Source organism: Psychrobacter pocilloporae (assembly GCF_029872915.1).
Classification (GTDB): Bacteria; Pseudomonadota; Gammaproteobacteria; order Pseudomonadales; family Moraxellaceae; genus Psychrobacter; species Psychrobacter pacificensis.
Window position 1 is genome coordinate 1,982,720 of record NZ_PGFT01000001.1, and the last position, 21,917, is coordinate 2,004,636.

Here is a 21,917-nt window from a genome sequence, read left to right on the forward strand (position 1 = left end):
TTATAGACAGTATTTCGAGAAAAGTTATCGAATATACCAGCGCGTACCTATGAACTTATGACCATTGTTTTATGCTGCCTTTTGACAGTATTTAGGTCCACACGATTAGATTTAAATAGTTACGCTTGACTATTTAGCCCTGAATGTACTGCCATGTCAGTACCAAAATGGCGGCGGCTACTGTCCAAGCGACAACGCCTAACAATAATGCCTTATATAAGCTCATATAACTGATGCTAAAAAATACCACCAAGGTATAAATCAGATGCGGTATCACACCCAGCATACTAAATATCAGGGCAACCCTTAAATCAGTAGGACTGCGCTCAGTGCCAACAATGAAGTGACTGATGAGCGTAAACGTGGGGAAAAGAGGTGCAAGCGCCGCCAGATAAAAAAATCGCGTTTGTGCAAATAATTGAATTGCCAATACCATCAAAGCGCCAATGAGCATTTTTAGCCAGATCATGATGGATCACTCTCCTATTGAGTATGACGGGCTGAACATAGCCCAATCAGCCATCATACTAGAGTCTACAAATTGACATAAGAGGCATCGCTGATTAATTGACCCTTATGATAAAAAAACGCAAAAAACCCCATTTAGCTACGCTGCTAAATGGGGCTAGTACTTTTATTAAGAAAGCTTTTACGAATTATTTAATCCTTTTTTGGCTTTAGTGCCGCGCTGATATCTGCTAGCAACGGGGGTATATCATGCTTATCTGCGATGACCTCAATCATTACTAGCTTATCGGTAGTCTCGGCAGCTTTGTTTAAAGCCGCTTTTAGCTCACCTGCTGTTTCTGCTTTGAGTAGTAAGCTATTCGCTTCGGTTGCGCCAAACGCTTTTGGCATGATCTGCCAATCGCATTTTGGGATATCGTTGTAGTATTGGTTTTCACCATGAATCGCACGCTCTACGGTATAGCCGTCGTTATTGATTAGGACGATGACTGGATTGATACGCTCTTGAATCATGACCGCCATTTCTTGAACCGTCAAGAGCGCCGAGCCATCACCAATCAATAAAACACTGCGTTTATTCGGTGACGCGATAGCAGCACCTAAGCTGGCTGGTAATGTGTAGCCAATCGAGCCCCACATTGGCTGCCCATAGGAGGTCACCCCTTCTGGCAAGCGCACATCACTGATGCCAAAATAGGCCGTTCCTTGCTCAGAGAACACCAAATTATTATGGTCTAGGCGATCAGCGATAATATGCCATAGGTCATCTTGGAGAATTGCCTCATCATCCCTACCCTTCTGCTCATGCGGCTTGACGGGCTCACAAAAAGGCTTTGGTACGATGTTGATACCAGAGGTTATGACTTCGTGCAGGGCCTGTAATGCATCTTGCAAGGCAATCGGTGCAAAGTTCTTACCACTAATAGAAGCACGCTCATAATGCAAGTCTACTACTATACTCTCGTCAATATCTTGGCTAAATCCCGCGGTGGTCGTGTCGGTATATTGCACCCCTACTTTGATCAGACATTCGCAGTTTTCTACCGCGTCTTTGACAATGGGACGCGAGGCAACGCCTGCATAAGTCCCGGCCCAGCGCTCGCTGTTTTCATCAAGCAGTGTCTTGCCCCACGATAGCGTGGTATAAGGAATGTCTGTATCAGCAATCAGTGCTTTGAGCTGTGACTGCAACCCCAAACGATGCACCATCAAATCTGCCATGAGCGTCGTGGTTTTGTTTGGCAAGAACTCTGTTAGCGCTTGCTTGAAATCTGCCAATGCCGCTTGACTGGTGATGTCTTCTTGGCTATCAATCAGCTTGGTTGTTGGCGGATAAATAGGCTGACGCGCAACATCAGGTGATAGCAGCAGATAACCTGGGCGATGCTTTTTGAGAATCAATCGAATCACTCGATCAATTTCTGAGGCGGCATTTTCAGGAGTAAGCTGCGCTCGTGCTACGGTCACGGGCTCAACCATCTTAATAAAATGATTAAATACGCCATCGCCAAGCGAATGATGAATACGGCGTTTTGCGTCTTGCAAAGCTGTGCTTGGTGCACCTACGATGTGCAATACTGGCGCGTACTCAGCAAAAGAGCCTGCGGTCGCGTTAATCGCTGATAGCTCGCCTACGCCAAAAGTCGTCACCATGGCGGCAAACCCACGCTCGCGTGCATAGCCGTCGGCCGCATAGCCAGCATTTAGCTCATTGGTGTTACCCACCCAGCGCAGCTTATCAGAAGCAAGGACATTGTCCAAAAAGGTTAAGTTAAAATCGCCTGGTACGCCGAATATCTCAGAGGCACCTGCTTCTGCGACACGATCAAACAAATAATCAGCGATAGTATACTGTTGACTCATTTTTTATCCTTATAACTTATCTTCGTAAGTATTGATAATTGTGAATGTAATTAAATCATAATATGTATACCAGCTTATTTATGTATGCAAAGCTTTTGGAATACATATTATAATGAACCGTTATAACACACATTTGTAGATAGAATATATGCCTATTTTAATAACTTTAACTTTTTTCGTCATAGGTGTTGACACATAAAAAAAACTGCGTATAATACGCCTTCATCATCTGATGATAGTTAATCAAACGATGAATCAGCGGGATTAGCTCAGTGGTAGAGCATAACCTTGCCAAGGTTGGGGTCGAGAGTTCGAATCTCTTATCCCGCTCCAAATATTTAAAAAGCCTCACTTAATAGTGAGGCTTTTTTTTTGTCCATTTTTCGGGGCTTGTAGAGTATTTTTTCGAATATTTATTTTCTTATAGTTAAGTTTATCTACTCAATTAAAAAGCTCATTTTCGGTGCGGTGCCCATTTGGTGCCCAAACTGTGCCTTACCCTAAAACTGCGAATGCTGAATTGACCCCAACCTATACAATTTATATCATCGAAATTCATGACACCTAACGCATAAGGTTAAGTGTCATCTTGACTCTGAACCCAACTTCGATTTGGCAAAAAATATATTTTTTAGATTCTTTTTTCTTTGCAATATATTTTAGATTTATAGTGTTCAAAACTAATCGCCACTCAAAAAAGAAAGCTTTCACTTAAAGATAAAAAGTTATTCAGCTCCATAACCACCTTTTAACTCTAATGAGCCTTTAGCTAGCACTCCCATCAAAAACTATTACGACGGTCAACCTACTCCTCTCCTGAAAAACTCCCTTCCTTTGTTTCATCTGGTACGTACTTCAAAATATCTCCTGGCGTTACTTCTAAGACATTACATAACTTGCTTAAAGTGTCGAACTCAATTCTAGTTGTATCGTCATTATATATTCTATGCAGCGTCGATTTACTTATATCTGTCATTCTCACTAAATCTGCTACACGCAATCTTCTTTCTGCTAAAAGAACAGGTAAGTTACATGAAATCACAATAAATTCCTTATTGGTAAGTAAAAAGTACTTGCCAATGACTACTTTTCTGTTAATATAGTACTCGTTGGCGACAACAAAGTTTTTACTGAAAGTAATTTAATACTGACTGGAGAACTATTATGTCACAGACCTACCTTACTACTCAAGAACTAGCAGATCGTATCAAATACGATGCGCGCACTATCCGCAATCAACTCAAAGACACGGTTTTGATTGAGAATATTCACTACATACGCCCCTTCGGCGGTCGCAAGATCCTCTATGTATGGGAGCGTATCGAAGAGGATATGTGCAAGCCCGTTATGAGCGCTATCAATGGAATGTCTTTACAGTAAGTTTTACATAAACAAGGAGCGAAATAATGGCCTCGATAAGAGCGAGACGTGGCAAGCTATTCGTAGATTTTCGATATATGAATATACGTTGCCGTGAGACGACCAATCTCACAGACACTCCAGCTAATCGAAAGAAGCTGGCTAAAATCATCGAAAAAATGGAAGCAGAAATCACCCTAGGTATTTTTGATTATGCGGCCTATTTCCCAAAGAGTGAACGTGCCAAAGAAATGACGGCACTGGCTGATAGAGCGGAAGCTTGTATCAGTCGCAATCCTACCTTTAAGCAGTTCGCTGATATTTGGTATGAGGAGAAGAAGATTGAGTGGCGACCGAGTTATCAAGATAAGGTTCAGACTATCCTTAATAAGTATCTGTTACCTGAATTTAGTGGCAAAGCGGTCCATGCCATAAAAAAAACAGACTTGCTGGCTTTTCGTAGCTCCCTCGCCAAAGTTCGCTACGGTAAAGATGCCCAGTCAAGTCTGTCAGTAGCACGGATCAACGAGATCATGGTACCACTTCGCATGATACTACAAGAAGCCGCCGATCGCTATGAGTTTCAGATGCCTTATAAAAACATCAAGACGCTCAAGCAAGCGCGTCCTGATGTGAATCCGTTTACGCTAAAAGAGGTATGGCTGTTCTTAAAGCATGTTCGCGCTGACTATAAGCCCTATTATACGACTCGGTTCTTCACAGGAATGCGTACCAGCGAGATTGATGGACTGAAATGGGACTGCGTTGATTTTGATCGGCGTGAGATTCGTATTCGCGGTGCATTGGTCAATGGTGAGATGGGTCCGACAAAGACGCTTGGCTCACAGCGTGAGATTGCGATGTCACAGCTAGTGTATAACGCGCTGCAAGAGCAAAAGGCTATTACGTATGGTAGATCAGAATTTGTATTTTGCAATTCACAAGGCAATCCTTTGGAATATCGCAATGTGAATCGGCGAATATGGAAACCCACGCTCGCCCTACTCGGTCTCAAACATCGGCGCGCATATCAGACTCGGCATACGGCAGCGACGCTCTGGCTCGCTGCTGGTGAAAACCCTGAATGGATAGCTCGGCAAATGGGTCACGGTAGTACGGAGATGCTCTTTCGGGTATATAGCCGCTATGTGCCTGATGTGACTCGCCAAGACGGCTCTGCAATAGATAATTTACTGCTAGCAAGTAAGGAGAAGCTCATAGGAGCATCGAATGGCTCTGAGACTAAAGGCTTAACCACAAATGCTCAAACGGACAAGGAGACGTCGCAATGAAAATCATCAATCACGAAGAGCTGTTCGCTGAATTCAAACGGGATGGTGCTATCAGTGAGCATGCCAATGAAATTGCTAATATGCTCATTTGTGAGCTTTGTATTCAATCTGGTAAGGGGTTAGCGCGTTTCTTAGGAGTGAAATCTTGTTTTGATAATCATATGGCACTGCGAGTATGGGTACAGCAGCGCTTGGATGACAATCCTGATTATCTTGTTGATGAGATGTGTCAGCAGCTGCAGAGCGAGCTTTATAGGCGTCTACCGCAACCTGCCTGTGGCTTTTAAGGAGAATGTCATGAGTGTAAAACTTCAACCTAATATGACGCAGAATGCACGGGACCTCAAAATCTGTAGTGATTACTGGGCGTATGATCATAGAAGTGATTTTATCGGGCATGTGGAAGGAGTTTGTCGAAAGTATGATATCAGTTCTCATATTCTGTTTGATACAGTCGCTCAGTGTTTTGCCTATCTAGATGATGTGCAATGCGTTTATTGTGGCTATGTTTGTCCTTTAGAAGTGCCAGCAGATATTCCTTATATGCGTGCAAAAGACAGTTGGTGCTGTGAGGTGTGTGAGCATGCCACTTGGCAAGAGCATAATCACAGATAAATTTTTTAACATATTAAAGCCAGACGACTGAGGTCGTCTGGCTTTTTCGTGAATAATATCCAACCTCTTAAAAACTATCTAAATTGAGCGCGTCAATATACTCATAGTATTAGATTTTTGACAAATATGTCAGCGTCCAGTTAGCGGATATTTGCTTTAAAAGCAGCTACACAGTTGCTCATAACGTATGAGTAGAGCTATATTTTATATTAATCAGTATCAATAATCTTTAACAACTGCTCTCGAATTCCCACAGCAGATGTTGCCAGATTCACAGTAGAAAATTGAATTTTATGATTATCAATAACAACATACTCATTCACATCTTCCCCTATCGAAGGATGAATGATCCCTGCTGTCAATTCCGTACAGTTAAACTTGGGAGATTTTAGTTACGCAGCCTGACGATAATAATCAAACCACACCTGTCTTGGCGATTTATAGCCCAAGCCCTTTTGAATCCTTGTTTGGTTGTAGTACAGCTCGATGTATCTAATGATATCGTTGATAGCTGTAAATCTAGTCTTATAATCCTGGTGATATACCAGCTCATTCTTTAAGACGCCCCAGAAGCTTTCTATTGGAGCATTGTCGAAGCAATTACCTTTAGCGCTCATTGAACCTGTAAACTGATGCTGCTTAACGATCTTGTGGTAGGCATGGCTGCAATACTGGCTGCCTCTGTCAGAGTGAACGATTAGCCCTTTGCTGGGTCGTTTATTTTTAATTGCCATATTGAGTGCACGGCATACTAAATCAGCAGTCATGCGTTTGTTGATCGCATAACCAACAAGCTCTTTGGTGTATAAATCTTTAACGCCTGCCAAGTACAGCCAGCCCTCAGCAGTCCAGATATAAGTAATATCGCTTACCCATACTTCATTAGGACGGTTTGCATCAAACTTCTGATCCAGCACGTTTGGATAAACCAGCTTGTTATGATCGGAGTCAGTGGTGACTTTAAAGCGCTTGTGAAGACGGCATTTAATGCCGTATTCTTCTTTGATGCTCCTAACCATATATTGGCTGATATCGTACCCTTGCGCTCTTAGGTGGGCATGCAGTCGATCTACGCCATAGCACTGCTTGGTCTGAGTATGAGCGACTTTAACCAGTAGTTCACACTGATTGCGATGTATCTGTTGGTCGCTGAGATTACGACCCAGCCAGTCGTAGTAACTTGAATGCTTAACACTTAGCACGCGGCACATAGTGGTGATGCTAAAGAAGTGCTGGTTATCTTTGATAAAGGCGTACCTGACTAGCTGTGCTTTGCAAAGTACGCCGTCGCCTTTTTTAGAATTTCGCGCTCCTCTTCAGCTACTTTAAGCTGCCGCTTGAGCTGCTTTATTTCTTGAAGAGCACTCATAAGATCAGGATCATATTGCTCTGTGCCAATAAGCTTGCCTTGATTGGCTTTGTTCTGCCAGTTCGATAACGTTTGCATCGCTATGCCAAGTTGCTTGGCTGTGGCTGAAACATTACCGTTATTGTCTGCTATCTTCTTAACGGCTTCTGCTTTAAATTCGTCACTGTAGGTTCTTACTTTCTTGGTCATGGTAAACTCCAGTTAATACGCTTAGTTTACCAAGTTTAGTTGTACGGTTTCTTCAGCATAGCTCATATAGACTCTGGCAAACGCTCAAGCGTATCGCAGTTTAGCGTGAGATTGGTTAAGTTGTATAAATAGCCGATACCTTCAGGTAAATTAGTTAATTGACTACAATCTATACTCAAGTCTGTTAGCGCCAATAAATTAGCCTGATTACGGGGTAAAACCTCTTCAGAAATTTTAAACTTGTCAGCCCATGCCCACAGCTCTTTCATCCATGGCTCTATAGTAATCGTATTTTTTGTTATCATTTTGAACTTCCTGTTAAAGCTGAAAAGCAACCTTGTCGTTAAATAATTTAAGATGACATGACTAATAACTAAATCTTAATATTCATAAAGCTCTAACGCACTCTTTAGACGTTCAAGAATTACCACTTGAAGCTCACTTGGTTCAATGACAACGGATAATTGCGACATGCTTACCAGCCAATCTTGCAGACGAGTAGTATTAGCTACGGTGGCGCTGACTTGATTCCAAGTATCATCGATAACTTCAATCTGCTGATCTTGTGATAATGGACGCTCATAGAGATGCTGACAGGCATATTTCTGTACTTTTAAAACCAAATTGATTTCAATATTTTTACCAAACTCTAGCTTGCCTAGCTTCTGTAAGTTATCTAATGTAAAGGCGTCACGCTCTACCCAGTCAGGTATTGGCTTATCTACGACTACTGCCTCGATAATACGATTGACCGCAAAATTACGATGCTCCTTTAATAACACATTATCATCGATATAGTCATCAACAGGATTAAAGCCTGTGAGATAGACCATATTGTCAATAAAGATCATTCCTTTAGGATACACCACTCTTTGAGTTGGTTTTTCTTCCCATTTGTTTTGATAACTTATTCGTAATTGACGATTCTGTAGCAGAGCCTGATGAATAATTCCAATCACCTCACTATCAAGCTTTGGCGCTTGCACAATACTAGGTAAGGTGATGAGATGATCTTGCCATTGTCCTAGCGGACTTTGATGGAATTTGTCTTTATCTTGGCGACGTAGTTGAGTAAGCTTATCTGTAATTCCTTGTTTAAAAGAAAATGGTAGATAGTTTGCAGTATATTTATCCAGCATCTCCCAAAAAAACACGGTTTGCTCGTTAATAGCATCGATGCTAAAGCTCGGTTCAATATAAAACCGTGCTGTCTTGCCACTGATATTCTTGCCCCATGCTGGCACTCGGACTAAGACGTCACTATAGAAGATATCGTTAAAGATTTGATTTAAGCCAATCAGATCGTTCTCTAGGTTTTTACGCTCATTTGTATAATTATCAGCATTATCACCGTAGTTTTGCATAAGCTCTGTCAGAGACATAGCATCCGCTTCACTCCGAGGCAAGCATTGATATAAAGCAAATAGACGTGCTGACTTTGTGTAGCTGGCGATAGGATGTGTAGGCATAGTAGCTTCTCTATTAGACTGATGAAGTGACAAACTCATTATTAAAATACAGGCTCAATCAAAACGAACCAAAATCGCAGTGCCATTATCATAAGCATTACCCTCAGAGTTATAGACCTGATCTTTAAGCGTGTTTAACCAAGCTTGTAAATCGGTTTCAGCACTGACAAGTTGCCAATGACGACTCGGCACCAAATCATGAATACCATCCGTACAAACTAAGATACAGTCGCCGCTATTAATATTAACCGTACAAGAGCTGCCTTCTGGCGCTTCACTGCTTAGATAACTGTCATCAGCCGTCAATACAAAGCACTCTGTAATGCTATATAGACTCCCCGCCATACCTTCTCGATTATAGTCAGCGAACTTCGCTTGGCGACCTTGCTCTTGTGCTTTCTGGTCAATGAGCTCATTCAATAGATTATGGTCGCGAGTTAGGCACTGCCACTGTGATGCACCTTTCGATAACTGATAAACACGACTGTCTCCCACATGCATTATCGTTGCCCTTATGGTTCCATCATCATTTAACTCTCCAATAACCATCGCGAGGGTTGCTGACGCGCCATGACGCTTAGATGAATGCTTGGTTTGATTAATCAGCTGATGAATATTATCTGAAGTAATACTCTTCTGATCGTTCCATAACCGTCTGATTGCCTTTACCACTGCTTTTGAGCAGTGCTGCGAGTGATTAGAGCTTGCCACGCCATCAGACACTGCTAAATTAAATGGTAACGCAACTGGTGTCACTGCCATCATACCTAGATCTTCCTGATACCAATTATCTAAAAAGAAAAAAGCATCTTGCTGCAGGTTGTTACTAGCATTCCCTAGAAAGGTAATTGCACAGGCTTGGGCGATAGATGAAGTTTCTGTTGAAGGAAAATAATTTGAAGAAGCAATCATGATGGTAGACCTATATGTTTGTCATAGAGGCTAGTATATCTGACTAGCTATAAAATAAACTTATAGGTTGAAATATAAGTTCATTTAGATAGTGCATGAGTAACACAGAGTTGCTTTCTATAAATAAAAAGGCGATAAGCATTTCGCCCATCACCTCTTATGCACTATCTTAGGTCAATAAACCTTAATACTCTCTTACCATATCTTTTTGGGCTTTGTCATACTTAAAACAAAAAGGTTGATCTACATAGCTGTCAGACATTCTATAAGCATCGATATTGCCTGAGAAACAAAAGCGATTAGATTTAATGCTAAAATCAAAATCAATCGTATCGCCTTTCTTATTAACGATCATTGGCTTACCATTTGATCCAGTTGCCGCTGATAACGAATACCTAAAAGGCACTACTGTCTTACTAGCAGGGTCAATCACAACCAAACGATAAGGTTTTTTATTAACATACCCCGTAGCATTGGTTTCAAAAATATAGATAATCTGATTACCATTGAAGTTAGGCTTGCGCTCTTTCATAACGGTTGCATAGCTTTTCAAACGACTGTCTGTGCAAAATTTCTCGTCCTCATAATCAAAATCACATTCAACCACTGTGACACCATATTTTGTTTTAGGTGCTGCATTAGCCGTAGAGGATAGACCTAAGATAATCATCGATACTGCTAGTAGCAGGCTTGTCCTTTTAAACATGAGATTTTTCCTATAAATTTAAATAAATTAAGTATTTTTTACATGGCTCACTTTCAGATGTCAGTAAGTATGCATTTTTAAGAATAGATGTGAGGAATTACTAATCGTTTTACGGATAGCGTTCTTGGTCTATCTCATTCCAATCTGTATAGGTTTTTTTAGAAAGCACCTTGCCTTGGCGGTCTAATGTGTAGCGCGTGATACTGTCATCTTTGTAGCCACACTGAGGTTGCTCCGTATTCTCTAATTCAAAGGCTTGCAAGCCGGCGGTTGCACTACTTGCGCCAAACACTGCACATAGACCCAATATCATTGTCACTTCTCTATGGTTTTTTTTCATTTCAATCTCATCGTAAGGTATAAACGCTATTTGCAATCCACAATATATCTATGAAATAGAACTAATAGACATAGCTAATTAAATAAACAATAGTAGTCAACCTTATTTTAATTATCAATAGATATGTTATTTAATATAGAAACTTTAAGCAGTCTCAAAGAATTTATACACACAAAAAAGGACACAACGATGACGTTGTGTCCTTTTTTATATTTTATGAGTTTTGCTATGACTTGATGCAGAGAAAGTTTGAAATCATCTGTTCAGACTATCGTAGCCAGTTTGACAGAATTTGCGAAAATGCGAATTCTCTTGCACTCGATTGAGGCAGTGTTTCATTACTTCCTCAGAAAACTCCATTTAAGGAATTTTCTCTTGCGAAGCTAAAATTACAATGTAATTTTTTAACGTCTTGCTCGAGCATAGCTCTGCGCCTTGCGCTTCGGGTAAGTGTCTCCCAGACACTTACTGATCCTCGCTCACCTTAGAAATCAGGGAGCGTTTCAGACCTATGGAAATGCAGGTATGTGCCCTACGTGAAGTGTCTTAATCCCTTAGGAATCAGGGAGCGTTTCAGACAATATAGCCGAGACCACAAACCCTCTTGCAAGAGTCTTAATCCCTTAGGAATCAGGGAGCGTTTCAGACTTACTGCAGGAGGTCGGTGTATGTACCAAAATCTGTCTTAATCCCTTAGAAATCAGGGAGCGTTTCAGACTTTCGTAAGGAAGGTCAGTGTCGTATAGTATCTGTCTTAATCCCTTAGAAATCAGGGAGCGTTTCAGACTTTCGTAAGGAAGGTCAGTGTCGTATAGTATCTGTCTTAATCCCTTAGAAATCAGGGAGCGTTTCAGACTGTACAACCATTTTTATTGTTAATAAAATCAGTAACTTACATCCATTATTTTTACCAACAAAAGTCGGTCTAAAAGTTGGTGTTTTTTTAACCAATTTTTTACTATAAATTGTATAAATAATGACCAATTGTAAGTCTAAAACGTTAAATAGTATCCAATATCTTCGTCAGATAAAGTCTGAATTCGCCCCTAATCACTCAGGGTGTGAACAGTGATAGCTCACTATACATATAGTAATGCAAGTCATCCATCTGTGCAACAGTCATATTGATATACTGATTATCATTGATAACAAGCGGCACCGGTTATTAATTGTTAAACATAAGTCGTCACTGTGAAATATATCTGTGTAATACTTTTTCTGACAAGCTTGTCATAGTGACGCTGCCAAGCGATAGCCTCTATAATAGCCACCAATTAGCAGTATATTGATCGTATCTTTAGTTAAGGAGCAGTATGACAGTTTATTTGGTCAGCCGTCATCAGGGTGCAGTTGAGTGGATGAATCATATGGGTCATCAGTACAATGTACACCTCACCCACTTAGGCAGTGAGGAAAGACTGTCGGTAGGTGACACAGTCGTAGGGTCATTGCCCATTAACTTGGTGGCGGATCTAGGCGAGCGCGGTATCAGCTATGTGCATTTAAGCCTATGTATCCCAGAGCACCTGCGCGGTATTGAGCTGTCCGCTGATCAGTTGTCTCAACTTGATGCCAAGCTCGAACCCTATAGCGTAAAGCGTCTACCGATTCAGAAGATATAACCACTTATTACGTTCCCCCATCCTACCTGCTGTACTCAGCGATGACCAAGCAGATACATGATCGCTTTGATAATACCGCCAATCACAGCGACGAGGAGCAATATCACTGAGCCACTAATCAAAAACATCACTAATAAACCTACAATAGCTGCCATACCGACTCGCTCCCAATATGATTAGCACAATTGCCAATCATCATCAGTACTATCTTACGGCAATGATGCGGTCCAACTTATCAATGACAAGCTTGCCAAATTAATAATAAATCCACTTAATTGGCTATCATCTCAAGCATGGTTTAATCGAACCACCACGCTACATCCACCCCTAGCCGTCAAGTTATGCATGTATATAATATGGAGAGCCACAATGTCAAAGTCTTTAATAGTTGCCGCCCCTTATATTAGTGAGCTAGTCACTGAAGGCTTAAGATTGTGTAGCCATATCATGGAATATCATCATGCTACCAGTCAGACAGCACTACAGCGCGAGACCATGCACAAACAAGCCAACCATGCGATGCAGCAAGAAAAAAACAACCATCAAAGACAAATGGCAAAGCTACATCAATTGAGTGAACAGTTCGGTGTCACCTTGGCACACAATCGCCAGAACACTGTAGACGTCATGAAAATGTATAACGATACAAATACGATGCTCGTCAAGCTGATCGACCGTATATGTGAGCCTGACATAGATATTGAGCAGCTACAGCTGATCAAAACCGTCATAGATACCTTGCAGGCCAAGCAGTCTGATTTGATTGCCAATCATCGCAAGCTTAGCAGTCATGCGCTTATTTCCTTTGAACACAGTAGCGATATGATGATAGAAGGCTCGCAGATTTTGACAGATGTGTACTAGCCTGATGCTCGACCTATTGCCCTAGACACCGCACATCAATGATGGCGATGACAGTGATAATGACGGGTTACTAAATCAATGACTGCTTATGTGCACGGCTTACTGGTAAAGGAATACGCGTATGTTTTGGCTAGGGTTTGGTATCACAGCAGTAGGTGCTATTGCATGCGCTTTAGCGAGTATGTTTGAGCAGGACTCACTGACAGAGTCGCAGCAAGCGTTGAGTCATCTAAAAAAAGAACGTCAGTCGCGTCAACGTGAGCTTGAGGACTACCAGCGCCAGTGTCAAGCAGCCTCCTCACTTAGCCAGTACGTTGCGCTTTATCGTCTTGTCTCGCAGGCGGCACAGGCATGTGCGTCACAGTATGAAGAACAAGAGCAGTTACTGTTTATGCTCAACGAGCGCATGACGAAAAGCATTACGACTAGGCTTGCTCTAATGCGCCAGCAGGATCAAGCGTGTGATGATCAAAAGCGAACGCTAGATCAGCAGTTTGCTATCGTACAAGATGATGCCAAAAAAGCGTTGGAGGAATTTGAGCGCGTTGAGGCACAACGACAAGAGACAGAGCAGCAGCTGCGTATATTTTGTGACTTGATACAGCAGCTACAAGCGTATCTGGAGTAACTCACACATCAGCTAGCCATTAGACCAATAAAGCCACCTACAAGAGGTGGCTTTATTGGTTTGCGTTATGACAATCAGTAAACGCTCTATCTTGACGCAAGAGAAGAAAATCTAGAATTTTCTGGTCAGACCGTTATAGCTCGTCTTCAAAAAATCCTATTTAAAGGATTTTTACTTGCGAAGCTAAAATTCCAGTGGAATTTTTTAACGCCTTGCTCGAGCATAGTTCTGCGCCTTGCGCTTCGGGTAAGTGTCTCCCAGACACTTACTGATCCTTCAGAAAACTCCATTTAAGGAATTTTCTCTTGCGAGACTAAAATTGGCATGCAATTTTTTAACGTCTTGCTCGAGCATAGCTCTTGCCTTGCGCTTCGGGTAAGTGTCTCCCAGACACTTACTGATCCTCGCTCACCTTAGAAATCAGGGATGAGGAGGGAAGCAGCAAAGCACTGCTTTGCCCCGACGCAAGAGAAAATCTGGGATTTTCTGGTCAGACTGTTGTAGCCAGTTTGATAGAATTTGCGAAAATGCAAATTCTCTTGTACTCGATTGAGGCAGTGTTTCGTTATTTCCTCAGAAAATTCCATTTAAGGAATTTTCTCTTGCGAGACTAAAATTGGCATGCAATTTTTTGACGTCTCTCACCTTAGAAATCAGGGAACGGTTCAGACATAAGTCCACGCACAAAAAAGACAACACGGATTGGTCTTAATCCCTTAGAAATCAGGGAGCAGTTCAGACAATGAGAATGACACTATTGTTAATGTCTATCGGTCTTAATCCCTTAGAAATCAGGGAGCAGTTCAGACGAAGAGTTATTACCACTATTCTACGAGACTATGGTCTTAATCCCTTAGAAATCAGGGAGCAGTTCAGACTGTACACCAATATTTATTATCAATAAAATCAATAACTTATGTATCGAATTACAACGAACAAATGTTGGCTTAAAAGTTGGTGATTTTTTAACCAATTTTTTACAGTGAATTGTACACATATTGACCAGTTTTTTGTCTGAACGGTTGAGTTATTTTCTCAGGTAGCCTGTCTAAACCACTCCCTAACTGTCAGGGAATAACCGATTAAAGTTATCTGATACATGGTAGTAGATGTCTATAGCAGGTGCAATAGCTAATTATTACTATCTTACATTTAGGGCGTGTTGAACATTCGCAAATAGGCACTGCTGATCGCTAAAATGGTTCCAGACAAGGCACAAAGCGACGATAATGCAGATGCCTTAGCGAGATTTGTAACGCAGTATGGGGCAATTTTAGCATCAGCCCCAACGATAAAAGCAGGGGACAGGACTCTTTTTTGCCGCTTCATCGTTAAAAATAAGCGCTTAGAATGACTAAACTTATTATTTTTAACATCGAATCGCCTAAAAAATAGTCGCTGTCAGTGCCATGGTCGAATGTTCAACACGCCCTAATTTAAAACTTATTTTTTGCGGTATTTTTGACAAGCTTATCGTTTCGCTACATCTTTATAGCTTGCATTAATATTTTATGATAGCTATCTAAACCATGGCTGAGATTTGCTATAGTCTTAAGCCTTCAATACCCTACTTGTATCTGGACTTATACATGCACACCTACTCTGTATCGTCGACAGCCGTGGTCAATAGACCAAACCTATCTACCCTGCGTTTTATGGTACGCCAAGATGATCCACTCCACATGCCCGAGCATTCAGGCTCGATGCTACGCGGTGCATTTGGCGTTGCATTGCGCTCATTGACCTGTGTCACAGATATGCCAGAGTGTAGAGACTGCCCTTTGAAGCAGCATTGCAACTTCCCCCGTATATTTGAGATGCCAGCACTACAGCACGCTACCGTTCAAGCAGTCAATCCTTATGTCATACATGTCCCCATCACTGACCAAATGTCTGATCATTCTAGCGATACCGCTGACTACGACCACACTCATCATATCGTGCAAGAGACCCAAAAGCCGAAGGTGAGCGGCAAAAAAACAGTGACCTTCAAGAAAGGCGACATATGGCAATTCGGTATGACAGTAATGGGTGCGGCAGTGACTGAGACCACTTTGATTGTCAAAGCATGGGAGCTGGCACTTGCATCAGGACTGGGTGCTCATAGCCCTTACCGTCGAGCAACGCTTTTGCAGGCGGACTGTGATGGCAAAACTCTCTATACCTCTCCTCAACTGTCTCCAGCGCGAGCGATAGACTTACCAACCTCAAATCTACAAAATTTCTCAGACTTAGAAGCATGCAATTCAAAAGAGCATGATTTGAAAACAAGTGACTTGCCTGCATACTTAGCCAACCAACCCATTCAACTCACCATGCAGTTTTTGACACCGTTTCGCTATCAACAAAACAACCGTATCGTCTCTCATCCAGATAATCTTGATAGCGCCACATTTATCGCCTCGCTATATAACCGCATCCGCTTATGCCAAGACAATCATAGCCCTGATGAGTCATGGGATATAGGCTATGACTCTTATCATCGGTTCAAAGAAGACATCGAGACACTATCAATAGCAGTCGATATTGTGGCCAATCATGTGCCTCGCCGCTCTAACCGCCAGCAGCGAAAAATGCAGCTTTATGGACTACAAGGCAACCTCCATCTCACCGGTGACCACCAAACGCTCTCTCGGCTCTTACCAGCATTGCAACTGGGTGAACGCCTACACATCGGTAAAAACACCACCATGGGCTTGGGTCAATATCGGCTAAAGCTTACGCCTCCACCTCTAACCTAAACGAACCAAAACAAGGGCATACCCTCAAAAGTAACAAGCTTGTCGTTCTGCATAACCCATCTCTCAATGATGTCTAATAGCACCTACACACAGGGGCTTAGAGGACATCATGATGACATTGACCACACCAGTAACAAACACGCTTTTAACCCCTCTATCAGCTGACATACAACTCACTAACATTCATGAGCGCCTACATCAGCATTTCATCACTTATCAGAATAATGGTACATCTACTAATGACGACTCATTAGTCCAACTGGCTCATCTACTTAGCCAGCACTGTCACCTTGCCAATATGACGATTCTATTATCTTCTATTATTCAATCCCCAGCACTTCTTGAACAAATTGCTGCACGCTCTTACTGGCATGGCAATGGTTTTTTGAAGGTGGTCCTTCTAGACAAAGGTTATAAGCTGCGCCTACACATTTGGTTCGCTGGTACTTCTTGCGAAGAAAACATCCATAGCCATCGTTGGGGCTTTGCTTCTCATGTGCTAACAGGCGCACTCAAAAGTGAGCTCTGGGCAGATGCAGCAAATGATGACTCAACTGCCCTACCCCGTACATCAGAGCTATCATTATCTGATAGCCATACATCCACATTGCTATCAGATGAGTATCTGTACACCGCCAAGCATCAAAAGAATAAAACCAACGTATCAGCGCATAAGCAGTATGTTGGTGCAACTTACCTAAAAAAGCTGCAGAACGTCACACAGACAGCGGGTGCAAGCTATGTAATGACACCGGATCAACTGCACCGGATCAATCATCCTGGAGAAGAGTTGGTAGCAACGGTTATTTGTACTGCACCTACACAAATACTGACCAACCGCTTATTCCCAACTACCGCAGACCCCAAGCTGCATCCGACCACTCTATCGGCTGATGAGCTCAAGCATGCTTTGGTTTGTTACTTAGACCAACAGCGGCTAGCAGCGTAACCAGCTTGCTCTGATGCTTGATTTAAAACAAAACCATCAGTATGCATCATATGCACAGAAATACTGCTGTGATAGGTAGCAATAGCCACCTTTACCCTTTTTATTAAGAGAGAGAGTATATGACAGACTCAAACTGCACTATGACAATCGATCATGCACTATTAAAAGCCCTACGTTACACCGACCAAATCGAGCCTGCGACCAACGTCATCTTGTGTTTAGCGCAAGAAGAGCAAAGTCTCTATCGGTTACGCCAGCGACTGCTCAGTACCTCAAATGCTTTATCGCCAGCTCAAGCTTATCTAACGCTATATGATTGTCTGTTCCGTCATGTCAGTACCGCTTTACTTAACCAAGGGTATCAGATCACATCCCAGCAACCTCATCAAACCTTACGCCGTATCGTCAGACAAAGTGCCCCTGATACTCGGGTACAACAAATGATTGCTCAAAGGCATGCACTCAAAAAAGCCACGAGCACACTTATGTGCAAAGACGCTGTCGAAACTCTGACTAGGCTACTCAATGAGTATGATATTCGTGATGCACAAGCTTGCCAAACACTATGCCTCTTACCGCTACAGCGTATAGTTGTCTCATCAGCAAAGAGCTCATCTGTTTAACATACAGAGGGTTTTGCCAAACAATTTAAAAAATATAACGTATAGGAGCGTCACATGACCCAATCAACCACTATCTATATGACTACCACTGGTTTTGACAACCTTAAAACTTTATTGGCTCGTAAGAAGCAAGAATATGCCGAAGTGCGTGAGCATCGCCAAATCGCCTTTGAGCTGTCTGGTGATGGCTGGCATGACAATCCTGAGTTCAATCGCCAGCAACAGCTTGAGGCGAACCTTAACCATACTGTCAAGGAGCTAACCGAAAGATTGCAGCATGCAAGGCCTGTCAATATAGATCCAAACAATCGTCCTACTAACCATGTGGCAATTGGCTCTTTGGTCAGTATTACTCGCTGGAACCTAAACGACATTGCCAACGATAAAGGCGTCAATGAAACGTGGGAAATCGTTGGATTTGACGAAACAGATATTCAGGCGGCTAAGATCGGCTACAACGCACCATTAGCAAAATCTATTATCGGACTACAGGTAGGAGATATCTCAGATGAACTCATACTTGGTAGTCAAGCATGGGAGATAGAGGTAACCGCTTTACACGCCAGCTCATAACGAGCGGACGACCATAGCCGACTTTTATATCATGCACACAAAACGTATCAGGAGCTTCTATGTATATCGCAATCGAAGGAATAAAAGGTGCTGGCAAGAGCACATTAGTAGATGCGCTCGTACCGATGCTCCGTGCCTACTGCGATGAAGAGCAGCAGCAACTGGCGTTACTCTCTCCAACCACACCAATGCCTGCAACACAGCCACTGGAGCAAGATTTTTTGCAGCGTCAGGGTGATGATATGTATTTGCGCCAGCTGTATGCAGCGCGCTCCAATCATCATGCTCAGCTCACCGACTGGCACGCTGATGTGATTGTCAGTGATCGCAGCATCTTTACCAGCCTTAGCGTACGCTGGCAAAAGGCAATGCAACAGGGCATCTGCCCCGAAGCGTACTTTACACAAGTACGCCAGCAAGAGTACAAGATTGCCATTCCAGATATGGTCATTCATCTAGATGCGCCTGAACCCGTACTCCTCTCTCGCTACCAAGCGCGCAGCAGACAATACGGTAAACATGAGGAAAATATTGAGAGCATTCAATGCTTTAAACAAAGCTATCAACAGCTGTATCGCTGGCTACAGACACCTGATGCCTACGCATTAATAGGCAAGTTGGTCACCGTACAGTATTTTGATACCCATGAGCAAAATACAGACACCATTTGCAGCGATGTTCTAAACCTTTTGACTTCCTCCCCTCCCTAAAGTGAGGGGATTCCTACTACTAGACGGTCAAGCCCGACCGCAAGAATGTTCTTAGCGGCATTGATATCTCTATCATGCCTTGAGCCACACCCAGCACAAGTCCATTCTCTTATTCCAAGACCTGCTCTACCTTTCGGACTGTTGCTATCTATCTGCTTGCAACACGAGCAATTCTGGGTAGTGTAACTCTCATTCACAATTTCAAAACAGCAACCTGCGTTCTCGCATTTGTATTCCAGTTGCCGTTTGAGTTCATACCAACCAGCGTCATAAGTTGATTTTGCCAGTTTGGTTTTTTTATTTGTGAATGAGCGTGATTTAACGTCACCGACCACAATCAAAGCATTTTGCTTAATAAGATTGGTGGTGAATTTGTGTATTAAGTCTTGGCGTGTGTTTTTAACCTTGGCATGAATCGCCTTGACACGCTTTTTGTTCTTGGCTCTTTGAGCAATCGCTAGCTTCTTAGCCCATTTTTGCGTTTGTTTAATCTGTAACTTGGCACCGTTTGAAGTGATGGCAGACTCTTTTAGTCCTAAGTCAATGCCAACGCTATCAATACCGCAGATTTGTTTTGGAAACTCTTTGACGGTGATACAGGCATACCAACGGTTACGGCTGTCTTGGACGATTTGTAGGGTGTTGATTTGATACAGGCTAAGATTGTAGCTGTCCCATAGGTCTATGATTAGCTTTCGTCCTTCGGCTAGGGATAGCTGTAGTGTTGATTTTAAGCCTTTTTTGCCACTTTGACGTGTGGCTAAATGTTTGATAGCAGACTTTTTAAAAGGTATCCAACCTAATGACTTGCGTTTTGCCTTTGGGTTGTTCGTTCGCCAGTTAAGTTTAGCCTTTTTAAACTGTTTGCGGCTTTTGGCATGGGTTTCATTGATGGCTTGTAGCGTTTGAGAATGTAAGTTTAAATATTCACCGCTACCCTTGGTGTAAACAGCTAAATCATAGGCTGAAAAAAATTTACCTGTTCGTTTTAGGTGTTTGTAACTCAAGTCATTGACGTAGTTCCACACGAAATTAACCGAACCGCTTAGGCGGTTTAGTTGGTCTATGTGTTTATCTCGTATGCGTAACTTGAGGGTTTTCATGGGGTTATTTTATACTGCTATTACTCTTCGTTCAACATTAGTCTACTAAATATCATCTGTGGATAAGCGTGGTTATGGCGTTGCCTTATATCCATCGCCTAAAGTCGGTGATTTTACGGCAACGGAGGATAAAGCAGCAAAAACAGCGTGAACACTTAACAATAATCGTATAGTATTATCCAAAATAAGTTCAGATATCTATTGGCTACTGCTTATCTTTGACATTTTTTATCGCCTCGCTTTGGTAGACACCGTTTAAGGACTGATACATGAAAACACTCTTCGTAACTGCAACTGCCCAGACAGAAGCCAACTATTATCTTATTTTTCATTTATTCAAAAACCACAACACCGATATCAAAAAAATCGTCATTGTCAGTACAGACTTTTCGCGTGAAAAAGGTCATGTCGACAAGCTTGTCGGTGTATTAAATGGGATTTTAGATACCCCAAACAATGCAGTGACTGTAGAGCAGCTGCATCTAGCAGCAGGTATCGAAGAGTACGATATCGAAGCGATAAAAGATACCATACTTGGCTGGATAGCGGTCAATCGCCCATCACAGATTATCTTCAACATCACAGGTGGCACCAAGCTCATTAGCATCGCTCAAGACCAAATTGCCCAAAGCAGTAGCCGCTACGAATGCGTCTACCAAAATCGTGGACGTAACGAAATCGTCTGGTATAACCGCCCTGTAGGACAACAATGCTATCCTCTTAACCTGCCTGAGAATATTGAAAACCGTTTGCAAGCGCATGGCTTTACTACCACCAGCAACATTAGCTTTTTGGAGTTACCTGCTTCGCATTTTCATTATATTACTAAAATGCAGCAGTATATGCAGGCAGATATCATTAAGACGCAAAGTCTGGTACGGCTACTCAATGCACTTACTGCAGATCTGTTGCAGCAGTCTGAAGACAGCTTTCCAAAGACGATTAATATCAAAGAGAGCAATGTATATAAAAATTGCAGAACATGGCTAAATCAACTGGCAAAAACTCCTAACAGCTACTTTACCCATGATACCGCGACCAATACCCTAACCTTTGAGAACAAAGCCGCAGTCGCGTTTGTCAGTGGTACTTGGTTTGAAGTACTAACAGGCTTATGGATTAACCAGCATTATCAGAACAGAAGCCAAGAGGATTCGGGTGTCGACGTTAAGATTGGCTTAAAGTTTAAGAAAAGCAGTGATGGCAATGAAATCGATGTCGCCTACATTAAGTCAAGCTACCTACATCTGATGGAGTGTAAAACCGTTAACTGGCACAAGCAAGAAAGCCCAACCAACGCCGTCAACCGCGAACTACATAAGCTGCAGTCTATCAGCGACGTTGGTGGCTTAAATACGCACAAATACTTCGTCAGCCTGTTTGATATCTCTGCTGAATCTCTACGCGTCGCTAAAGACAAAAATATCACCGTCATCCATGGCAAGCAGCTGCGTGACTTTGCAGAGTACATCCATTAAAGGTTAACTGCTGTCCATGTAAACTGCCTATACAAAAAGTTATC

At 42.3% G+C, this 21,917-nt stretch carries 23 protein-coding genes, 1 tRNA gene and 1 CRISPR repeat array; of the genes, 14 read left to right on the forward strand and 10 right to left on the reverse strand.

All coding sequences use genetic code 11. The features are described from left to right. Positions 1 to 133: 133 nt before the first annotated feature. Complete coding sequence (locus tag CUR83_RS08450) at positions 134 to 469, reverse strand: GlpM family protein (RefSeq protein WP_058023655.1); 336 nt, start codon at positions 467 to 469, stop codon at positions 134 to 136. Positions 470 to 660: 191 nt separating this feature from the next. Continuing rightward, positions 661 to 2,331: an alpha-keto acid decarboxylase family protein gene (locus CUR83_RS08455; RefSeq protein WP_186474299.1), complete on the reverse strand. Its 1,671-nt coding sequence runs from the start codon at positions 2,329 to 2,331 to the stop codon at positions 661 to 663. Between the two features lie 258 nt (positions 2,332 to 2,589). Here CUR83_RS08455 and CUR83_RS08460 point away from each other — a divergent pair. After that, positions 2,590 to 2,664: transfer RNA gene (locus CUR83_RS08460), tRNA-Gly, on the forward strand. Positions 2,665 to 3,136: 472 nt separating this feature from the next. On the opposite strand, the gene CUR83_RS08465 is transcribed toward CUR83_RS08460, so the two are convergent. After that, positions 3,137 to 3,307: a helix-turn-helix domain-containing protein gene (locus tag CUR83_RS08465; protein WP_284719835.1), complete on the reverse strand. Its 171-nt coding sequence runs from the start codon at positions 3,305 to 3,307 to the stop codon at positions 3,137 to 3,139. A 188-nt stretch (positions 3,308 to 3,495) separates the two neighbouring features. Between CUR83_RS08465 and CUR83_RS08470 the strand changes: the two genes are divergently transcribed. From CUR83_RS08470 to CUR83_RS08485, 4 genes are read left to right on the forward strand one after another with little or no spacing between them, the layout of a single operon-like run. Then, a complete protein-coding gene (locus CUR83_RS08470) occupies positions 3,496 to 3,711 on the forward strand; it encodes a hypothetical protein (RefSeq protein ID WP_025646831.1) in 216 nt (71 codons plus the stop codon). Positions 3,712 to 3,737: 26 nt separating this feature from the next. After that, complete coding sequence (locus CUR83_RS08475; RefSeq protein WP_284719449.1) at positions 3,738 to 4,982, forward strand: Arm DNA-binding domain-containing protein; 1,245 nt, start codon at positions 3,738 to 3,740, stop codon at positions 4,980 to 4,982. Further along, positions 4,979 to 5,269, forward strand: coding sequence for a hypothetical protein (locus CUR83_RS08480; RefSeq protein ID WP_284719450.1), 291 nt, complete (start codon positions 4,979 to 4,981; stop codon positions 5,267 to 5,269). Before CUR83_RS08475 ends, CUR83_RS08480 begins: the two co-directional genes overlap by 4 nt. A 10-nt stretch (positions 5,270 to 5,279) precedes the next feature. After that, the gene (locus CUR83_RS08485) at positions 5,280 to 5,597 is read left to right on the forward strand and encodes a hypothetical protein (protein WP_284719451.1); all 318 of its coding nucleotides are present in this window, start codon (positions 5,280 to 5,282) and stop codon (positions 5,595 to 5,597) included. Between the two features lie 392 nt (positions 5,598 to 5,989). On the opposite strand, the gene CUR83_RS08490 is transcribed toward CUR83_RS08485, so the two are convergent. The 6 genes from CUR83_RS08490 to CUR83_RS08515 form a co-directional block, all read right to left on the reverse strand. Continuing rightward, positions 5,990 to 7,155, reverse strand: a protein-coding gene (locus CUR83_RS08490) for an IS3 family transposase (RefSeq protein WP_093068646.1) whose coding sequence is annotated in 2 segments (ribosomal slippage) — positions 5,990 to 6,897 and positions 6,897 to 7,155 — 1,167 coding nt in all. Because the reading frame shifts where the segments join, the coding sequence is not laid out codon by codon here. A gap of 62 nt (positions 7,156 to 7,217) precedes the next feature. Further along, positions 7,218 to 7,460: a hypothetical protein gene (locus CUR83_RS08495; RefSeq protein WP_284719452.1), complete on the reverse strand. Its 243-nt coding sequence runs from the start codon at positions 7,458 to 7,460 to the stop codon at positions 7,218 to 7,220. A 75-nt stretch (positions 7,461 to 7,535) separates the two neighbouring features. Then, positions 7,536 to 8,624, reverse strand: coding sequence for a helix-turn-helix transcriptional regulator (locus CUR83_RS08500; RefSeq protein WP_284719453.1), 1,089 nt, complete (start codon positions 8,622 to 8,624; stop codon positions 7,536 to 7,538). Between the two features lie 54 nt (positions 8,625 to 8,678). After that, the gene (locus tag CUR83_RS08505) at positions 8,679 to 9,536 is read right to left on the reverse strand and encodes a PP2C family protein-serine/threonine phosphatase (RefSeq protein WP_284719454.1); all 858 of its coding nucleotides are present in this window, start codon (positions 9,534 to 9,536) and stop codon (positions 8,679 to 8,681) included. A gap of 184 nt (positions 9,537 to 9,720) precedes the next feature. Further along, complete coding sequence (locus CUR83_RS08510) at positions 9,721 to 10,242, reverse strand: hypothetical protein (protein ID WP_284719455.1); 522 nt, start codon at positions 10,240 to 10,242, stop codon at positions 9,721 to 9,723. Positions 10,243 to 10,351: 109 nt separating this feature from the next. Next, on the reverse strand, positions 10,352 to 10,582 hold the full coding sequence (locus tag CUR83_RS08515; protein WP_284719456.1) for a hypothetical protein: 231 nt from the start codon (positions 10,580 to 10,582) through the stop codon (positions 10,352 to 10,354). A gap of 543 nt (positions 10,583 to 11,125) precedes the next feature. Next, positions 11,126 to 11,438: direct repeats of the CRISPR family, unit length 36 nt; unit sequence GTCTTAATCCCTTAGGAATCAGGGAGCGTTTCAGAC. A 457-nt stretch (positions 11,439 to 11,895) separates the two neighbouring features. Between CUR83_RS08515 and csx16 the strand changes: the two genes are divergently transcribed. From csx16 to CUR83_RS08555, 8 genes are all read left to right on the forward strand, one after another. Next, complete coding sequence (gene csx16, locus CUR83_RS08520; protein WP_284719457.1) at positions 11,896 to 12,204, forward strand: CRISPR-associated protein Csx16; 309 nt, start codon at positions 11,896 to 11,898, stop codon at positions 12,202 to 12,204. Positions 12,205 to 12,573: 369 nt separating this feature from the next. Further along, positions 12,574 to 13,068, forward strand: a complete 495-nt coding sequence (locus tag CUR83_RS08525; RefSeq protein WP_284719458.1) for a hypothetical protein — start codon at positions 12,574 to 12,576, stop codon at positions 13,066 to 13,068. Positions 13,069 to 13,189: 121 nt separating this feature from the next. Then, positions 13,190 to 13,696, forward strand: a complete 507-nt coding sequence (locus tag CUR83_RS08530) for a hypothetical protein (RefSeq protein WP_284719459.1) — start codon at positions 13,190 to 13,192, stop codon at positions 13,694 to 13,696. 1,589 nt (positions 13,697 to 15,285) lie between these two features. Continuing rightward, on the forward strand, positions 15,286 to 16,437 hold the full coding sequence (gene cas6 / locus CUR83_RS08535) for a CRISPR system precrRNA processing endoribonuclease RAMP protein Cas6 (protein WP_284719460.1): 1,152 nt from the start codon (positions 15,286 to 15,288) through the stop codon (positions 16,435 to 16,437). 109 nt (positions 16,438 to 16,546) lie between these two features. After that, entirely contained in the window at positions 16,547 to 17,386 is an 840-nt protein-coding gene (locus CUR83_RS08540; RefSeq protein ID WP_284719461.1) for a hypothetical protein, read from the forward strand. A gap of 119 nt (positions 17,387 to 17,505) precedes the next feature. Continuing rightward, positions 17,506 to 18,009, forward strand: coding sequence for a hypothetical protein (locus CUR83_RS08545; RefSeq protein WP_284719462.1), 504 nt, complete (start codon positions 17,506 to 17,508; stop codon positions 18,007 to 18,009). A 54-nt stretch (positions 18,010 to 18,063) separates the two neighbouring features. Then, positions 18,064 to 18,582: a GreA/GreB family elongation factor gene (locus CUR83_RS08550; RefSeq protein WP_284719463.1), complete on the forward strand. Its 519-nt coding sequence runs from the start codon at positions 18,064 to 18,066 to the stop codon at positions 18,580 to 18,582. A gap of 59 nt (positions 18,583 to 18,641) precedes the next feature. Further along, positions 18,642 to 19,292, forward strand: coding sequence for a deoxynucleoside kinase (locus tag CUR83_RS08555; RefSeq protein WP_284719464.1), 651 nt, complete (start codon positions 18,642 to 18,644; stop codon positions 19,290 to 19,292). Here the strand turns inward: CUR83_RS08555 and CUR83_RS08560 are convergent. Continuing rightward, a complete protein-coding gene (locus tag CUR83_RS08560; protein WP_284719465.1) occupies positions 19,289 to 20,395 on the reverse strand; it encodes an RNA-guided endonuclease InsQ/TnpB family protein in 1,107 nt (368 codons plus the stop codon). The two genes, CUR83_RS08555 and CUR83_RS08560, sit on opposite strands and share 4 nt — an antisense overlap. A 269-nt stretch (positions 20,396 to 20,664) precedes the next feature. Between CUR83_RS08560 and CUR83_RS08565 the strand changes: the two genes are divergently transcribed. After that, a complete protein-coding gene (locus tag CUR83_RS08565; protein WP_284719466.1) occupies positions 20,665 to 21,873 on the forward strand; it encodes a Card1-like endonuclease domain-containing protein in 1,209 nt (402 codons plus the stop codon). Positions 21,874 to 21,917 lie beyond the last annotated feature (44 nt).

Bases quoted from the DNA above. Each gene is read 5' to 3' on its own strand.
- CUR83_RS08505 (WP_284719454.1), bottom strand. From the start codon at position 9,536: ATGATTGCTTCTTCAAATTATTTTCCTTCAACAGAAACTTCATCTATC.
- csx16 (WP_284719457.1), top strand. From the start codon at position 11,896: ATGACAGTTTATTTGGTCAGCCGTCATCAGGGTGCAGTTGAGTGGATG.
- cas6 (WP_284719460.1), top strand. From the start codon at position 15,286: ATGCACACCTACTCTGTATCGTCGACAGCCGTGGTCAATAGACCAAAC.
- CUR83_RS08450 (WP_058023655.1), bottom strand. From the start codon at position 469: ATGATCTGGCTAAAAATGCTCATTGGCGCTTTGATGGTATTGGCAATT.
- CUR83_RS08465 (WP_284719835.1), bottom strand. From the start codon at position 3,307: ATGACAGATATAAGTAAATCGACGCTGCATAGAATATATAATGACGAT.
- CUR83_RS08470 (WP_025646831.1), top strand. From the start codon at position 3,496: ATGTCACAGACCTACCTTACTACTCAAGAACTAGCAGATCGTATCAAA.
- CUR83_RS08565 (WP_284719466.1), top strand. From the start codon at position 20,665: ATGAAAACACTCTTCGTAACTGCAACTGCCCAGACAGAAGCCAACTAT.
- CUR83_RS08545 (WP_284719462.1), top strand. From the start codon at position 17,506: ATGACAGACTCAAACTGCACTATGACAATCGATCATGCACTATTAAAA.
- CUR83_RS08455 (WP_186474299.1), bottom strand. From the start codon at position 2,331: ATGAGTCAACAGTATACTATCGCTGATTATTTGTTTGATCGTGTCGCA.
- CUR83_RS08475 (WP_284719449.1), top strand. From the start codon at position 3,738: ATGGCCTCGATAAGAGCGAGACGTGGCAAGCTATTCGTAGATTTTCGA.
- CUR83_RS08560 (WP_284719465.1), bottom strand. From the start codon at position 20,395: ATGAAAACCCTCAAGTTACGCATACGAGATAAACACATAGACCAACTA.
- CUR83_RS08530 (WP_284719459.1), top strand. From the start codon at position 13,190: ATGTTTTGGCTAGGGTTTGGTATCACAGCAGTAGGTGCTATTGCATGC.
- CUR83_RS08480 (WP_284719450.1), top strand. From the start codon at position 4,979: ATGAAAATCATCAATCACGAAGAGCTGTTCGCTGAATTCAAACGGGAT.
- CUR83_RS08500 (WP_284719453.1), bottom strand. From the start codon at position 8,624: ATGCCTACACATCCTATCGCCAGCTACACAAAGTCAGCACGTCTATTT.
- CUR83_RS08515 (WP_284719456.1), bottom strand. From the start codon at position 10,582: ATGAAAAAAAACCATAGAGAAGTGACAATGATATTGGGTCTATGTGCA.
- CUR83_RS08525 (WP_284719458.1), top strand. From the start codon at position 12,574: ATGTCAAAGTCTTTAATAGTTGCCGCCCCTTATATTAGTGAGCTAGTC.
- CUR83_RS08540 (WP_284719461.1), top strand. From the start codon at position 16,547: ATGATGACATTGACCACACCAGTAACAAACACGCTTTTAACCCCTCTA.
- CUR83_RS08495 (WP_284719452.1), bottom strand. From the start codon at position 7,460: ATGATAACAAAAAATACGATTACTATAGAGCCATGGATGAAAGAGCTG.
- CUR83_RS08550 (WP_284719463.1), top strand. From the start codon at position 18,064: ATGACCCAATCAACCACTATCTATATGACTACCACTGGTTTTGACAAC.
- CUR83_RS08485 (WP_284719451.1), top strand. From the start codon at position 5,280: ATGAGTGTAAAACTTCAACCTAATATGACGCAGAATGCACGGGACCTC.
- CUR83_RS08555 (WP_284719464.1), top strand. From the start codon at position 18,642: ATGTATATCGCAATCGAAGGAATAAAAGGTGCTGGCAAGAGCACATTA.
- CUR83_RS08510 (WP_284719455.1), bottom strand. From the start codon at position 10,242: ATGTTTAAAAGGACAAGCCTGCTACTAGCAGTATCGATGATTATCTTA.